The sequence below is a fragment of the Zeimonas sediminis genome, assembly GCF_023721795.1.
GTDB classification, from domain to species: domain Bacteria; phylum Pseudomonadota; class Gammaproteobacteria; order Burkholderiales; family Burkholderiaceae_E; genus Zeimonas; species Zeimonas sediminis.
Genome location: NZ_JAMQYE010000001.1, coordinates 3,185,381 through 3,201,069, shown reverse-complemented (window position 1 = coordinate 3,201,069; position 15,689 = coordinate 3,185,381). Strand labels below are relative to the sequence as shown.

Here is a 15,689-nt window from a genome sequence, read left to right as displayed (position 1 = left end):
TGCGTTTGTCCGTGGCTCTCTTGTTGCGGAAATCCGTGTCAGGCGCGCGAGCGGGGGAACGTGCCCGGTCGCGACTGTACCCGGCGGCGACCGGCGTTCGCTCAGGGCATGGAGAAGCCCCTGACCCGGGTCCACGAACGCAAGGGCCCCAAGGGGCTGCGGATCGTGTTCTCGGCCTGCAGGAACACGCCCAGGCGCTCCAGGTAGTACACGGTTGTCGAGACGCCGACCGGGATGCCCTTGTAGCGGCCCTCGCCCTCGCAGTCGATCCGGCGCGCCTCGCCCGGCAGCGCGGGATTCAGCGCGGCGGCGGGCTCGCGGGCGCCCGCCCGGCAGCGCTGTTCGAGCCTGCCGCCGTCGTCGCTCCAGTCGAGCCGGAAACCGGCGCCGTCGCGCAGCGGCAGCTGCAGGCCCTCGATCGACACCCCGAGCTCGCTTTCGCCCGGATGGACCGTCGCGAGCCCGCGCACGCTGAGCACGGTGCGCTCCCCGGAACCGACGGCAGGTGGCTGGGGGCTGTAGCTGCGCATCATCGGGCTCAGCCCGGACAGGCCGCCGGACGGCGAGCCGAGGAAACGCTCGGAGACCAGCTTCGGGTCGCGCAGCGGGCGCTTGGTCTCGAGCGTCCAGGCGAAACGCGGAACCGGGTCCACGCCCTCGCCGATCAGCCCTGCCCGGCGAAGCGCCTCGATCAGCGAAGGCGCCGGGAGCAGTTCGCCCGGAATCCGGGGCGATCGCGACTCGGGCGCCGCCCTTCCGCCGGCATCGGCGGCTTCGATCCGCGTGCCGGCATCGGCGGCCTCGACCCGCGCGCCGGCATCGGCGGCGACGGCCCGGACGCCGTCGTCGGCGACGGCGGAAGCCGTGACGCCGATCGCCAGGACCGCCGTGGCCAGGCGCCGGAACGAGGCGACGCTCACCGTGGCGACCGGCCCCTGGACGACAGCGCCTGCAGCCGCCGCTCGAGGCCGTCGAGCTGCGAAGCGAAGGCGTCGAGCGCCGAGCGGTCGACCAGCTGGCCGGACTCCACCGACAGGTAGCGGAGCAGGTTGGACTGCAGGCGATCGCCCGCATCGCGCAGCGCGCCGAAGGCGCCTTCGGCGGCGCCGACGATGCGTTGGGCGGCGACGTCGCCGGTCACGCGGCTCAGGTCTTCCGCGGCATCCCAGCGCAGGTGCTGGGCGAGCTCGCCGAGCGCGGCGGCGAGCATCACGTCGCCCTCTATGCGAAGGTGCCGGGACAGCTCGCGCGGGCCGCCCCGCGCAAAGTCGAAGGCGGCGTCTACCGACGGCCGCAGCATCATCGTGACGGCCGGCTCGGAGCCCTCGCCGCTCGCCGGCTGCAGCCTCCCGCCATCGGCGATCGCGGCGAGGATGCGCGGCTCAGGCAGGCCGGGCAGCGCAGGGAGATCGACGCCGATCAGCACTCGCCTGCCGGCGTGCATCGCCAGCCGGGCACGCGCCCACTCGTTCTGCTCGAGCAGGTGATCGAGCGCGGCGACGAGCGCCGCCGCGCCCTGCCGCGCCAGCCGCCCGGGCAGGCCCGCGGACCCGCCGGACGGGATTTCCATCAGCCCAGCTGGCGGATGCCGGCCAGCACCCACCCGCCGCCGGACACCGGCTTGGCCAGCACCCAGGCTTCGTCGAACGACTTTGCCTCGCCGCCCTCTTCCTCGCGGATCATGCCGGTGAAGCGGACGTTGGCCAGGTAGTCGGTCGCGGTCGTCTCGATGCCGAGCAGCTCCGCGTCGAGCGTGACCACGTCGGTGCGATTCGGCGAGGCGCCCCGCTCGTCGATGTCGAGCTTGAGCTCGGCGAACATCTCCGGCGAGGTGAACTCGCGAAGGTCGTTCAGGTCGCCGGCGTCGTTGGCCGCCTGCAGCCGCACGAACTGCACCTTGGCGGTGCGCAGGAAACCCTCGACGTCGAAGCCCGCAGGCACGCCGGGGATGCCGGCCGGGACCGCGGCCCCGGCAGCGGGCGCCGCTGCCGACGGCGAGCCGCCGCTCAGGTCGTTCATCGGCGAATAGCGAACCGAGTTGTCCTGGCCCGCGCCCGCGCCCTGGAAGGCCGGCTGCGGACCGCCCGCCTGGCGCCGCGCCGCGATCAGGCGGAAGGCGACCACCGCGGCGACCACCAGCAGCGCGATCAGCATGAACGAGGCGAGTTCCTCGCCGAAGCCCAGCCAGCTGGCCAGCGCGACCAGTCCGAGGCCGGCGGCCAAGCCAGCGATCGGACCCATCCAGCGGCTGCCGGTGGCGCCGGCGGCGGCGGCCGGACGCGCGGCCTGGGTCGGCGCGGCGGCCGGGGCAGTGGCCTCGCGCTGGGTCACGTTGGATTGGCGCCCGAAGGTCTTGCCGCCGCCGAGCCGCCTTGCCTCGGCATCCACGACCCAGGCCATCGACGCGAAGACCACCAGCGCGATGCCGAGCAGGCGCGAAAACGAGGATTTCATCTTTGTCCGTCTCCTGAAGGGAATAGTGGCGGGAACTGCGTCGCGCGAGGGCGGCCGAAATTACTACGGCTTCCAGCCCTCGTGCAGCGCGACCACGCCTGCAGTCAGATTGTAGTAGCGAACCCGGACCAGCCCGGCTTCCTGCATCATCGACTTCAGCGTTTCCTGGTCCGGGTGCATGCGGATCGACTCGGCCAGGTAGCGGTAGCTCTGCTCGTCGCCGGCCACCCTGGCGCCGAGCCTGGGCAGCACCTGGAACGAGTACAGGTCGTAGAGCGGCGCGAGCGGCTGCCAGACCTTCGAGAACTCGAGCACGTAGAGCCGCCCGCCCGGCCTGAGGACCCGCGTCATTTCGGAAAGCGCGAGGTCCTTGTGGGTCATGTTCCGGAGGCCGAAGGCCACCGAGACCCGGTCGAAATAGGCGTCGGGGAAAGGCAGTTTCTCGGCGTCGCACAGGACCGCCGGTTGCAGCAGGCCGTCGTCGACCATCCGGTCGCGACCGACCGACAGCATCGACGCGTTGATGTCGGTGAGCCAGACCTCGCCGGTCGGGCCGACGCGGCGGGCGAAGGCGCGGGCGAGGTCGCCGGTGCCGCCGGCCACGTCGAGCACCCTCATGCCCGGGCGCACGGCCGCCTGCGCGACCGTGAACGCCTTCCAGGCCCGGTGCAGACCGGCCGACATCAGGTCGTTCATCAGGTCGTAGCGACCCGCGACCGAGTGGAAGACCCCGGCCACCCGGGCGGCCTTGTCGGCCTCGTCGACGGTCTGGAAGCCGAAGTGCGTGGAGCGCTGGTCGCTCATCGGGAGGGTCCGCGCCGCCTCAGCGGGGACGGCTCACGGCGCGGGCGCCCTCGGGCGCATCGGCCGGGGCCGCCGCCTCGGCGCCCGCCGCTGCCGACCCGGCGGCGTGGCGGCTCTCGCCGGCCTTCTCGAGCCGATCGAGGTAGTCCTGCCACATCGCGTCGTGGTTCTCGCCGAGCCGGTACAGGTAGTCCCACGAGTAGATGCCGGTGGCGTGGCCGTCGCTGAATCGCGGCTGGATCGCGTAGTTGCCGACCGCCTCGACCGAGTCGATGCCGACCTCGGCCTTGCCGACCTGCAGCACTTCCTGCCCCGGCCCGTGCCCGCGCACCTCGGCCGACGGCGAGTACACGCGCAGGAACTCGAAGGGCAGGCGGAAGCCGCGCCCGTCGGCGTATTCGATCTCGAGAACGCGCGAAGCCTGGTGCACGACGATGCGCACCGGAATGTGCTGGGGATCCGGACCTGCCATGGCGATGAGGACGGGTGAAGCCACACTGGAATTCGAGCGGCCATGGTAGCCGAATTCGATGCGATGCCGGCCTCAGACCCTGTCGTCGACGGCGAAACCGATCCGCTCGTAGCCGGGGCCGCTCCCGATCGCCCGCGTGAAGCGGATCGGCACCTCGCGTTCGCCGTCTCGCAGCACGGCGCGCCCGCCCGGGGCGGCGAGCCCGGGCGCGGTGACCAGCTCGTCGCGCGCGCCGGCGCCGCCGCGAAGCAGCCAGGCGTCCTCGAAGAAGCGGGCCGATCCGAACCGGAGCCCGACCAGCGAGGCAGTGCCGGGCCAGGGCTCGACCGCCAGTCGGTGGGCCCGCAGCCGCGCGTAGGCGGGGTCGGGCAGCTGCTCGATCGCGGCGACCCGGCCCAGCAGCAGCGACGGCCACCCGGTCGCCTCCTCGACCTGCAAGGCGACGAGGCCGCCCGGTGGCGCGGGTGGCAGCATCGCCAGGCGCTCGATCTCGATCCGGCCGGGGCGCCTGGCCAGGCAACGCACCGGCTCCGCCCCGGCCAGCGGATCCGACTCGGGCGGGGCCGCGGTTTCCTGGTCGGTCGTCATCGACAGCCGGACGATCGTGTTCCGCTCCCATTGCCCGAACACGTAGGCGGCGCCGGCGCGCGGCCCGGATTCGCGCCGGTCGTTCGGCGCGCCGCCGGGCGCCGCCGGCGCATCGCGGCGCGGCAACCCGAAGCGCATCGAGATCCGGGGCGCGTCGGCGGCGTCGGCGCAGGCGCCGGAGTCAGCACGGGCGTCGGGGTCGGCATGGACGGCATCGCTCGCCGGCGCGCTGCCGTCGCTAGGCCAGTCGCGACCCGGGCCCCAGCAAGCCTGCAGCTCGGCCTTCAGGGCGGCCGGAACCGCGGCGCCTGCGGCATCGCCGCGCGCGGCTTCAAGCTGCCCGGCAAGCACTCCCGGCACACGATGCGAGTCCAGCCGCACGCTCCAGGCCGGCGTCAGCGCGACGATCGGGCCGAGCGGATTGGGCTTCGATGTGCCGGCGTCGACGCGGAATCCGAGCTGGCGGGAGACAGGTGCCGCCAGCCGCGCGACGAGCCGGATCTCGTCGCGCGAACGAGCCGGCAGGTCTGCCAGGCGCAGCAGCAACGGGTACGTGAACAGGGCGCGCGCGGTCACCGGCCGGAACGGCGGCAGCGGATCCGGGACAGCGAAGTCCAGCAGCCCGGCAGACCGCGCCCGGCGGCCGAGCACGCAGAGTTCGTTCCAGTCGGCTGCGAGCGGGTCGATGCGATGAACGAGCAGCGCGGCCAGCACGCGGGACTGCAGGTCCAGCGCCCTGAGCAGGGGCAGCGAGGCGGCAGGTAGCTCGGGGGCCGCGACAGGCAGCGTTCGGGCGCCCGCCGGCGCCGCCTTGGCGTCGGCGTCGCCCGGCACTTGCCTCGCCTCCCGGCCCATCCGCGAGTCGGCGAGCCGGTACAGCGTGCGCAGCGCCCTGAGCGCGCTGGTCGCGTCGGTGAACAGGCGCCAGGCCTCGGCGCCGTAGGGCATCTGCCGCACCTCGACCCGCTCGAGCGTCGCGTCGACGGCCGGCAGCAGGGCCGACCTCAGCGTCTCGAGCTGCGCGGCGAGCACCTCTGGGGGCACCGCCGACCGGCCCAGCCGGGCCAGCAGGCCGACGATCGCCGCGATCCGCTCCGGCACGTCCGAAGGCAGGCCGGCGGGGCGCCGCGCGCCGGTGTCCGGATCGTTCGCGTCCGTCGAATCGATGACCTCGATGCTGCTCATCGTGCGAACCGGTGATGCCCCGGGTAATGCTTGCCGGCAAGTGCGCGGCGGCTTCCCGGAAAGTGTGCGGCGGGCCCGGCACGAATGCGCCGCGCCAGTCGCAATCGGGCGACGCCCGGCGCCGGCGGCCCGACGAGCGGCGCCGGTCAGGCCCGAGCGGCGAGTCGCCGAAGCAGCGCGGCCCGGTAATCCTGGAGGCGCGCCGAGACTGCGGCGGCGCGCGACCGGACCGCGTCGTCCCGCCCCTGCGCGGCGGTGCCCCAGACCGGCTCCGGGAAATGGCGGTCGTCGCGCCAGCGGGGGACCACGTGCCAGTGCAGGTGGGGAACCATGTTGCCGAAACTGGCCAGGTTGACCTTGTCCGGCGCGAACACCTCGCGCTGGGCCGCCTCGACCTGCCAGACCGCGCGCATGATCGCCGCGCGCTCGTCGTCGGCGAGATCGGTCATCTCGGCGACGTGAGCCTGCCAGACGACGCGCGTGAACGCAGGATAGTCGGCGTCGCCGGCCAGGATCACACGCAACCGGGCGTCGCGCCACACGAGCTCGCCACCATCGCCGGCGCAGAGCGGGCAGCCCGCCGCCGGCACGACCGGGTCAGAACTTCGTGTAGCCGCCATCGATCAGCACCTGTTCGCCGGTCATGTACGACGAGGCGTCGCTCATCAGGTAGACCGCGATGCCGCCGAAATCCTCGGCCGTGCCCCAGCGGCGCGCCGGGATCCGCGGCAGCACCGCCGCCGCGAAGCGCTCGTTCGCGATCGAGCCGGCGGTCATGTCGCTCTCGATCCAGCCGGGCAGGATCGAGTTGACCCGGATCCGGTAGCGGGCCAGCTCGACGGCCAGCGCGCGCACATAAGAAGCCACCGCCCCCTTCGACGCGCCGTAGTGGCTGTTGCGGGCGGCGCCCTCGACGGCCGCGGTGCTCGCGGTGGCGACCAGCACGCCGCCATCCCCGCGATCGACCATGTGCCGGGCCGCCGCGCGGAACGTGAAGAACACGCCGTCGACGTTGACCCGCATCACGCGCCGGAACTCCTCGTGGCTCATCTCGACCAGCGGGGTCGGCTTGCCGATCACGCCCGCGTTCGCGAAGCAGGCATCGACGTGGCCGAGCCGGTGCACCGATTCGGCGAAGGCCTCGTCGACCTGGCGTTCATCGCCGACGTCGCAGACGATCGCCTCGACCCGGCCGCCCTCGGCCGCCAGCGCCTCGCGCGCTCGCTCGGTCTTCTCGGAGTTCGAGCCCCAGATCGCGACCCGCGCGCCCGCCGCCAGCAGGCCGCGCGCCATGCCGAGTCCGATGCCGCCGTTGCCGCCGGTGACGACCGCGGTGCGGCCGCTCAGGTCGAATGCCTTGTACACGTTCGTCCCCTCACTCTGGTGGTCGTGGTCGCGGTCAGACGAGCACCCGCTCGATGCCGCCGTCGTTGGCCCGCGCCACGAACTCGGGCAGCCACTGCTCGCCGAGCAGGTGCCGCGCGAGCTCCACGACGATGTAGTCGGCGTCGACGCCGGTCTCGTCGGTGTAGCGCGACAGGCCCTGCAGGCACGACGGGCAGGAGGTCAGCACCTTGACCGGGCCGTCGAAGCCGCCCGCCCCGGGCGCGCCGGCGGCGGCGCCCGCCCGCGCCGCGTTCACCGGGATCGCGCGCAGGGCCTCGACACCCTTGCGCATCTCCTCGGCCTTGCGGAAGCGCACCTGCGTGCTGATGTCGGGGCGCGTGACCGCCAGCGTGCCGGACTCGCCGCAGCAGCGGTCGTTCTTCTCGACGTGGCCGTTCAGGCTCTCGTCGATCAGCGCGTTGACCACCTTGAGCGGCTGGTAGCTCTTGATCGGGCTGTGGCAGGGGTCGTGGTACATGTAGCGCGCGCCGGTCACGCCCTCGAGCTTCACGCCCTTCTCCATCAGGAACTCGTGGATGTCGACGATCCGGCAGCCGGGGAAGATCTTCTCGAACTCGTAGCCCTGCAACTGGTCGTAGCAGGTGCCGCAGCTGACGACCACGGTGCGGATGTCGAGGTAGTTCAGCGTGTTGGCCACGCGGTGGAACAGCACCCGGTTGTCGGTGATGATCTTCTCGGCCTTGTCGAACTGGCCCGAGCCGCGCTGCGGATAGCCGCAGCACAGGTAGCCCGGCGGCAGCACGGTCTGCACGCCCACGTGCCAGAGCATCGCCTGAGTGGCCAGCCCGACCTGCGAGAACAGGCGCTCGGAGCCGCAGCCGGGGAAGTAGAACACCGCCTCGCTGTCGATCGAAGTGGCCTTCGGGTCGCGGATGATCGGCACGTAGCGGCTGTCCTCGATGTCGAGCAGCGCCCGCGCCGTCTTCTTCGGCAGGTTGCCCGGCATCTTCCGGTTCACGAAGTGGATCACCTGCTCGCGAACCGGCGGCTTGCCGACCGTGGACGGCGGCTTCGCGGCCTGCTCGCGCCCGAACTTCTTGAGCAGGTCGCTCGCGAAGCGCTGCGCCTTGTAGCCGACGCCGACCATCGCCGCGCGCGTGGCCTTGATCGTGTCCGGGTCTGTCGCGTTCAGGAAGAACATCGCCGCCGCGCTGCCGGGGTTGAACTTCTTCTTCCCCATCTTGCGAAGCAGGTTGCGCATGTTCATCGACACGTCGCCGAAGTCGATGTCCACCGGGCAGGGCGTCGCGCACTTGTGGCAGACGGTGCAGTGGTCGGCCACGTCGGAGAACTCGTCCCAGTGCCGGATCGACACGCCGCGCCGGGTCTGCTCCTCGTACAGGAAGGCCTCGACCAGCAGCGAGGTCGCGAGGATCTTGTTGCGCGGCGAATAGAGCAGGTTCGCGCGCGGCACGTGCGTGGCGCAGACCGGCTTGCACTTGCCGCAGCGCAGGCAGTCCTTGACCGAGTCGGCGATCGAGCCGATGTCCGACTGCTGCATGATCAGCGACTCGACGCCCATCAGGCCGAAGCTCGGCGTGTAGGCGTTTCGCAGGTCGCCGGGGATCTCCGGGTCGTCGAGCAGCTTGCCGCGGTTGAAGCGGCCGGTCGGGTCGATGCGGCGCTTCCAGGCGCGGAAGTCCGCGAGCTCCTCGTCGGTCAGGAACTCGAGCTTGGTGATGCCGATGCCGTGCTCGCCCGAGATCACGCCGCCCAGCGAACGGGCCAGCCTCATGATGCGCGCAACCGCCGACTCGGCCTCCTTCAGCATCTCGTAGTCGTCGGAATTGACCGGGATGTTGGTGTGCACGTTGCCGTCGCCGGCATGCATGTGCAGCGCGACCCACACCCGGCCGCGCAGCACCCGCTGCTGCGTGGCCTCGACCGCCTCGAGCACCGGCGAGAAGGCCAGCCCCGAGAAGATCTGGCGCAGCGGCTCGCGCACCTCGATCTTCCACGACACCCGGATCGTGCGGTCCTGCAGCAGGTGGAAGAGCAGCGCCTGCGGCTGCTCTTCCAGGCGCACGTCCAGCTTGTCGCGCAGGTGGCCGAGGCCGACGCCTGCCAGCGCCTCGCGCAGCGGGGCGAGCGGGCCGTCGATGTTGTCGAGCAGCCAGCGCCAGCGCTCGCGGGTCGCGGCCAGCAGCTCGCGCGACTGGCGGCGACGGTCGGCGAGCAGCTCGTCGGCCGACAGCCTTTCCAGGTCGACGTCGTCGGGCTTGCCGAGCGACAGCGGCCCGGCGAGCAGCTCGTCGAGCGCGTCGAGCACCTTCAGCTTGTTGCGGATCGACAGCTCGATGTTGATCCGCTCGATGCCGTCGGTGTACTCGCCCATCCGCTCGAGCGGGATGACGACGTCCTCGTTGATCTTGAACGCGTTCGTGTGGCGCGCGATCGCGGCGGTGCGCGCGCGGTCGAGCCAGAAGGTCTTGCGCGCATCGGGCGACACCGCGACGAAGCCCTCGCCGGACCGGCCGTTGGCCATCCGCACGACCTCGGAGGTGGCCTTGGCCACGCCCTCGTCGTCGTCGCCGACGATGTCGCCGATCAGCACCATCTTGGGCAGGCCGCCGCGACGCGACTTGGTGGTGTAGCCGACCGCCCTCAGGTAGCGCTCGTCGAGGTGCTCGAGGCCGGCGAGGGTCGCGCCGTGCGGCCGCCGGTCCAGGTAGTTCTTGATCTCGACGATCGAAGGCACCGCGTCCTTCGGCTGGCCGAAGAACTCGAGGCAGACGGTGCGCACGTGCTTCGGCATCCGGTGCAGCACCCAGCGCGCCGACGTGATCAGGCCGTCGCAGCCCTCCTTCTGAACGCCGGGCAGGCCGGCCAGGAACTTGTCGGTGACGTCCTTGCCCAGGCCCACCTTGCGGAAGCGCCGGCCGTCGACGTCGAGCCGCTCGCGCCGGATCGGCTCGCCGCGCATGGCGCCGTCGGCCCCCAGCTGCGCGGGCGCATACCAGGCAAGCTCGAAGCTCGCCACGGCCACGTCGTGGATCTTGCCGAGGTTGTGGCCGACGCGGGTGACCTCGAGCCAGTTGCCGTCGGGGTCGACCATCCGCCACCAGGCGAGGTTGTCGAGCGCGGTGCCCCACAGCACCGCCTTCTTGCCGCCGGCATTCATCGCGACGTTGCCGCCCACGCAGGAAGCTTCCAGCGAGGTCGGGTCGACCGCGAACACCAGGCCGGCACGCTCGGCAGCCTCGGTGACCCGCTTGGTGACGACGCCCGCCTCGGACAGGATGGTCGGCACCTCGCGATCGAGGCCCGGCAGGCGCAGCATCTCGACCGGCCCGAGCTTCTCGAGCTTCTCGGTGTTGATGACCGCCGACATCGGCGTGAGCGGCACCGCGCCGCCGGTGTAGCCGGTGCCGCCGCCGCGCGGGATGATCGTGAGCCCGAGCTCGATGCAGCCGGCGACCAGCCCGGCGATCTCGGCCTCGGTGTCGGGGGTGAGCACGACGAACGGGTACTCGACCCGCCAGTCGGTCGCGTCGGTGACGTGCGACACGCGGCTCAACGCGTCGAAGCGGACGTTGTCGCGCGCGGTGCATTTCGCCAGCCGGCGCTGCGCGCGCTGCCGCAGCGCGCCCGCCTCGTCGAACTCGCGCTCGAAGCGGGCCACCGCATCGCGGGCGAGCTCCAGCAGGCGGGCCACCCGCGCGCTGCGGCTGGCGACCGCGTCGGCCGCCGGATCGGCGCCCCCCTGCGCTGCCCGGCCCGTCAGGTCCACGACCCGCCGCCGGTCGACCTCGCCGAGCCGGTGGTGCAGCGCCTCGACCAGCTGGCGGCGGCGCTTCGGGTCGTCGAGCAGGTCGTCCTGCAGGTACGGGTTGCGCCGGACCACCCAGATGTCGCCGAGCACCTCGTAGAGCATCTTCGCCGAGCGGCCGGTGCGCCGCTCGGTGCGCAGCTCCTCGACGATCGCCCAAGCCTCGGCGCCGAGCAGCCTGAGCACGATCTCGCGGTCGGAGAACGAGGTGTAGTTGTACGGGATCTCGCGCAGGCGGACGGGCGCGTCGGCCTGCGGTTCGAGGACCTGGAGTGGGGTAGGTGCGTTCATTGCACCGGATTTTATCGGTCCCGGCCGCTCCCGGTCAGCGAACCAGCCCGCCGAGCGCCCGCCACCAGGCGTCGGGCACCCCCATCAGGATCGCGGTCATGATCGCGTAGCGCAGTGCCTTCCCCAGCGCCATCCAGAACACGCTTCGCCAGAAAGGCAGCTTCAGCCAGCCCGCCACCGCGCACAGCGGGTCGCCGACGGCGGGAAGCCACGAGAAGAACAGGGCTTTCGGGCCGAGACGCTCGAACCAGCCGAGGTAGCGGGTGCGCTTGCCCTTCGCCACGGCTTCGTGCGCGCCGTAGCCGAGCCAGTAGTCGAGCACGCCGCCCAGCGTGTTGCCGGCCGTCGCCACCGCCACCGCGACCCAGAACTGGTCCGGATTGAGCTTGACGAAGCCGAAGACCACCGGCTCGGAACCCATCGGCAGCAGCGTGGCCGACACGAAGGCGACCACGAAGATCGTCGACAGGCCGGCCTCGGGCAGCGAGAACCAGCGGATCAGCGCGTCGGCGAGGGCGTCCATGGGCGCGCAAGTCTATCCGAGCCGCCGGCGCGACGGTGCGGCGGCCCGGTAAAATGGCGGGTTCGCCGTCGAAAAACCCGTCCATGCCCATCGACTACCTGAAACGGATCCTCACCGCCCGCGTCTACGAGGTGGCCGAGGAGACCCCGCTCGAACTCGCCGACAACCTGAGCGAGCGGCTGGGCAACCGGGTGCTGCTCAAGCGCGAGGACATGCAACCGGTGTTCTCGTTCAAGCTGCGCGGCGCCTACAACCGGATGGCCAACCTGCCTGCCGAGCAGCTCGGCCGCGGCGTGATCGCGGCCTCGGCCGGCAACCACGCCCAGGGCGTCGCGCTGTCGGCGCGCAAGCTCGGCTGCCGCGCGGTCATCGTGATGCCGGTCACCACGCCGCAGGTCAAGATCGACGCGGTCCGGGCGCTCGGCGGCGAGGTCGTGCTGCACGGCGACTCGTACAGCGACGCCGCCGCGCACGCGCAGGCGCTGCAGGCCGAGCACGGCCTCACCTTCGTCCACCCCTTCGACGATCCCGACGTGATCGCCGGCCAGGGCACGATCGCGATGGAGATCCTGCGCCAGAACACCGGCCCGATCGACGCGATCTTCGTCGCGATCGGCGGCGGCGGCCTGATCTCGGGGGTCGCCGCCTACGTCAAGCAGATCCGCCCCGAGATCCGGGTGATCGGGGTGCAGACGACCGACTCCGACGCGATGGCGCGCTCGCTGAAGGCGGGCCGGCGGGTCGAGCTGCACGACGTCGGCCTCTTTTCCGACGGCACCGCGGTCAAGAAGGTGGGCGAGGAAACCTTCCGCTTGTGCCGCCAGCTGGTCGACGAGATCGTGCTGGTCGACACCGACGCGATCTGCGCGGCGATCAAGGACGTCTTCCAGGACACCCGCTCGATCCTCGAGCCGGCCGGCGCGCTGGCGATCGCCGGCCTGAAGGCCTGGGCCGCGCGCGAGGGCGTGCGCGATCGCACGCTGGTGGCGATCGCCTGCGGCGCGAACATGAACTTCGACCGCCTGCGCTTCGTGTCCGAGCGCGCAGAGATCGGCGAGCAGCGCGAGGCGGTGTTCGCGGTCACGATCCCCGAGGAGCGCGGCAGCTTCCGGCGCTTCTGCGAGCTGGTCGGCCCGCGCAGCGTCACCGAGTTCAACTACCGGATCGCGGATTCGGCGCGGGCGCACGTCTTCGTCGGCATCCAGATCTCTCAGCCCGGCGAGGCCACCCGCATCGCCGAGGCCTTCGTGGCGGCCGGCTTCCCGACGCTCGACCTGACCGACGACGAGCTCGCCAAGCTGCACCTGCGGCACATGGTCGGCGGGCATTCGGCGCTCGCGAAGAACGAGCTTCTCTACAGCTTCGAGTTCCCGGAGCGTCCCGGCGCGCTGATGCGCTTCCTGTCGAGCATGAGCCCGAACTGGAACATTTCGCTGTTCCACTACCGCAATCACGGCGCCGACTACAGCCAGATCCTTGTCGGCATCCAGGTGCCGAGCGGCGAGAAGCGCATGTTCCGCGAGTTCCTGGCCACGCTCGGCTACCCGCACCGCGAGGAGACGCAGCACCCTGCCTACCGGCTCTTTCTCGGCGCCCACGCGGTGTCCGATCCGGCTTCGACAGGCGTTGCGCGAAGCTGACGCCTGTCGAAAGGCTGACGGCGATCAAGCGAGCGTCCCGCAAATCTCATAGAATTCAACGCGTTATGTACCTGCTGACCCTCGGACTGAACCACCAGACCGCGCCGCTCGCGCTGCGCGAGAAGGTGTCGTTCCCGGGCGACGCGCTGCGCGCGGCGATCGCCGACCTGCGCGCGCGCCTGTCGCCGGTGGTGGCCGAGTCGGCGATCCTGTCCACCTGCAACCGCACCGAGATCTACTGCGCCACGCCGGCCCCCGGCGACGCTCGCGACGCGATCACCCACTGGCTGGGCGGCGAGCGGCGCGTCGATCCGCAGCCGCTGCAGAACCACCTGTATTCGCTGCCCGACGGCCAGGCGGTCCGGCACGCGTTCCGCGTGGCGGCCGGCCTCGATTCCATGGTGCTCGGCGAGCCGCAGATCCTCGGGCAGATGAAGGACGCGGCGCGCGCCGCGCAACAGGCCGGCGCGCTCGGCACCCATCTGCACCAGCTGTTCCAGCGCTCGTTCGCGGTGGCCAAGGAGATCCGCAGCACCACGGCGATCGGCTCGCAGTCCGTGTCGATGGCGGCCGCGTCGGTGCGGCTCGCCCGGCGCATCTTCGAGGACCTGCGCGAGACCCGCGTGCTGTTCGTCGGCGCCGGCGAGATGATCGAGCTGTGCGCCACGCACTTCGCCGCGCAGCACCCGAAGCAGATGGTCGTCGCGAACCGCACGGCCGAGCGCGCGCAGAAGCTCGCCCAGCGATTCGGCGCGGCCACGATGCGCCTGGCCGAGCTGAGCGACCGTCTCGACGAGTTCGACATCGTCGTGTCCTGTACGGCCAGCTCGCTGCCGATCATCGGGCTGGGCATGGTCGAGCGCGCCACGCGGGCGCGCCGTCGCCGGCCGATCTTCATGGTCGACCTGGCGGTGCCGCGCGACATCGAGCCCGAGGTCTCCCGGCTCGACGACGTGTTCCTGTACACGGTCGACGACCTCGGGCGCCAGGTGGCTGCCGGCCAGGAGAACCGCCGCGCCGCGGTCGCCCAGGCCGAGGCGATCATCGAGACCCGGGTCAGCGCCTTCATGCAGTGGCTGTCCGCCCGCGAGGCCGTGCCGGCCATCCGCTCGCTGCACGACCGGGCCGACGCTTTGCGCAGGATCGAGCTCGATCGCGCGCGCCGGGCGCTGGCGGCCGGCGACGACCCGGCGCAGGTGCTCGAGGCGCTCGCGCACGGCCTGACCGGCAAGTTCCTGCACGGCCCGACCACGCTGCTGCACGGTCCCGCCGAACAGCGCGAGAAGCTGCTGCCGCTGCTCGAGCACCTGCTGCCCGACCGTGCGGCCGGCGCCGAGCTCGGGCATCGCACCGACGACTCGCCGGCTCGCCCCGACGACGACCCGCCGCTCGCGCAAGCGCACTGATGCGGGCGTCGATGCTGGCCAGGCTCGAGCAGCTCGAGCACCGCCTGGCCGAACTCGAGCGCCTCCTCGCCAGCGAGGAGGCGGCGCGGGACATGGCCACGTTCCGGCGGCTGAACCGCGAGCACGTCGAACTGTCCGACCTTGTCGCCCACTTCGTGGCCTGGAAGCAGGCCGGTCGCGACCTCGACACCGCGGAGCAGATGCGGGCCGACCCGGCGATGCGCGCCTTCGCCGACGAGGAGATCGCCGCCGCGCAGGCAAGGCTCGCCGACGAGGAGGCAGCGCTGCAGCGCCTGCTGCTGCCGAAGGACCCCGACGACGAGCGCAGCGTGATCCTCGAGATCCGGGCCGGCACCGGCGGCGACGAGAGCGCGCTGTTCGCGGGCGACCTGCTGCGCATGTACCTGCGCTACGCCGAGCGCCAGCGCTGGCAGACCGAGATCCTGTCCGAGAGCCCGTCCGAGCTCGGCGGATTCAAGGAGGCGATCGTGCGGATCGCCGGCGAGGCGGTCTACTCGCGATTGAAGTTCGAATCGGGCGGGCACCGCGTGCAGCGGGTGCCAGAGACCGAGGCGCAGGGGCGCATCCACACCTCTGCCTGCACCGTGGCCGTGATGGCCGAACCCGACGAGGTCGGCGACGTCGACATCGACCCGGACGAGCTTCGCATCGACGTGTTCCGCGCCTCGGGCGCGGGCGGCCAGCACGTGAACCGGACCGAGTCCGCGGTCCGGATCACCCACCTGCCGACCGGCATCGTCGTCGAGTGCCAGGACGACCGCTCGCAGCACCGCAACAAGGATCGCGCGATGCGGGTGCTGGCGGCGCGGCTCAAGGACCAGCGCCAGCGCGAGCAGCACGCGAAGGAGGCGGCGACTCGCCGCTCCCTGATCGGCTCGGGCGACCGCTCCGAGCGGATCCGCACCTACAATTTCCCGCAGGGCCGGGTCACCGACCACCGGATCAACCTGACCCTGTACAAGCTCCAGCAGGTCCTCGACGGCGACCTCGACGAGCTGGTCGGCGCGCTGGTCGCCGAGAACCAGGCGCGGCTGCTCGCCGAGCTCGCCGAGGCCGAGTCTTGAGCGGATCCGGGAGCTGCCCCGGCGGCGACCGTCACCCCGGCGCCGAGGGCGGCCCGGATCCTTCG

General features: G+C 71.8%; 13 protein-coding genes. 3 read left to right on the top strand and 10 right to left on the bottom strand.

What is annotated here, in order from left to right:
- Nucleotides 1-101: 101 nt before the first annotated feature.
- The 10 genes from M6I34_RS15145 to M6I34_RS15100 all read right to left on the bottom strand — a co-directional run bounded on the left by M6I34_RS15145 (nucleotide 102) and on the right by M6I34_RS15100 (nucleotide 11,493).
- Complete coding sequence (locus tag M6I34_RS15145; protein ID WP_272486512.1) at nucleotides 102-920, bottom strand: hypothetical protein; 819 nt, start codon at nucleotides 918-920, stop codon at nucleotides 102-104.
- Complete coding sequence (locus M6I34_RS15140) at nucleotides 917-1,570, bottom strand: ubiquinone biosynthesis accessory factor UbiJ (protein WP_272486511.1); 654 nt, start codon at nucleotides 1,568-1,570, stop codon at nucleotides 917-919. The genes M6I34_RS15145 and M6I34_RS15140 overlap by 4 nt, the downstream gene beginning before the upstream one ends.
- Entirely contained in the window at nucleotides 1,570-2,454 is an 885-nt protein-coding gene (locus tag M6I34_RS15135; RefSeq protein WP_272486510.1) for a Tim44 domain-containing protein, read from the bottom strand. The genes M6I34_RS15140 and M6I34_RS15135 overlap by 1 nt, the downstream gene beginning before the upstream one ends.
- 63 nt (nucleotides 2,455-2,517) lie before the next feature.
- Nucleotides 2,518-3,258 carry a bifunctional demethylmenaquinone methyltransferase/2-methoxy-6-polyprenyl-1,4-benzoquinol methylase UbiE gene (gene ubiE, locus M6I34_RS15130; RefSeq protein WP_272486509.1) on the bottom strand — a complete coding sequence of 247 codons (741 nt, stop codon included), beginning with the start codon at nucleotides 3,256-3,258 and terminating at the stop codon, nucleotides 2,518-2,520.
- Nucleotides 3,259-3,277: 19 nt separating this feature from the next.
- A complete protein-coding gene (locus tag M6I34_RS15125; protein WP_272486695.1) occupies nucleotides 3,278-3,730 on the bottom strand; it encodes a gamma-butyrobetaine hydroxylase family protein in 453 nt (150 codons plus the stop codon).
- 72 nt (nucleotides 3,731-3,802) lie between these two features.
- Complete coding sequence (locus tag M6I34_RS15120) at nucleotides 3,803-5,503, bottom strand: hypothetical protein (protein ID WP_272486508.1); 1,701 nt, start codon at nucleotides 5,501-5,503, stop codon at nucleotides 3,803-3,805.
- Between the two features lie 146 nt (nucleotides 5,504-5,649).
- Nucleotides 5,650-6,123, bottom strand: a complete 474-nt coding sequence (locus tag M6I34_RS15115) for an HIT family protein (RefSeq protein ID WP_272486507.1) — start codon at nucleotides 6,121-6,123, stop codon at nucleotides 5,650-5,652.
- The gene (locus M6I34_RS15110; RefSeq protein WP_272486506.1) at nucleotides 6,101-6,868 is read right to left on the bottom strand and encodes an SDR family NAD(P)-dependent oxidoreductase; all 768 of its coding nucleotides are present in this window, start codon (nucleotides 6,866-6,868) and stop codon (nucleotides 6,101-6,103) included. The genes M6I34_RS15115 and M6I34_RS15110 overlap by 23 nt, the downstream gene beginning before the upstream one ends.
- Nucleotides 6,869-6,902: 34 nt before the next feature.
- Nucleotides 6,903-10,970: an FAD/FMN-binding oxidoreductase gene (locus M6I34_RS15105; RefSeq protein ID WP_272486505.1), complete on the bottom strand. Its 4,068-nt coding sequence runs from the start codon at nucleotides 10,968-10,970 to the stop codon at nucleotides 6,903-6,905.
- 34 nt (nucleotides 10,971-11,004) lie between these two features.
- Nucleotides 11,005-11,493, bottom strand: coding sequence for a YqaA family protein (locus M6I34_RS15100; protein WP_272486504.1), 489 nt, complete (start codon nucleotides 11,491-11,493; stop codon nucleotides 11,005-11,007).
- An 83-nt stretch (nucleotides 11,494-11,576) separates the two neighbouring features.
- Here M6I34_RS15100 and ilvA point away from each other — a divergent pair, with 83 nt between their 5' ends.
- From ilvA to prfA, 3 genes are all read left to right on the top strand, one after another.
- Complete coding sequence (gene ilvA, locus M6I34_RS15095) at nucleotides 11,577-13,133, top strand: threonine ammonia-lyase, biosynthetic (RefSeq protein ID WP_272486503.1); 1,557 nt, start codon at nucleotides 11,577-11,579, stop codon at nucleotides 13,131-13,133.
- A 65-nt stretch (nucleotides 13,134-13,198) separates the two neighbouring features.
- Nucleotides 13,199-14,539, top strand: a complete 1,341-nt coding sequence (hemA, locus tag M6I34_RS15090) for a glutamyl-tRNA reductase (RefSeq protein ID WP_272486502.1) — start codon at nucleotides 13,199-13,201, stop codon at nucleotides 14,537-14,539.
- Entirely contained in the window at nucleotides 14,539-15,624 is a 1,086-nt protein-coding gene (prfA, locus tag M6I34_RS15085) for a peptide chain release factor 1 (protein WP_272486501.1), read from the top strand. Before hemA ends, prfA begins: the two co-directional genes overlap by 1 nt.
- Nucleotides 15,625-15,689: the final 65 nt, after the last annotated feature.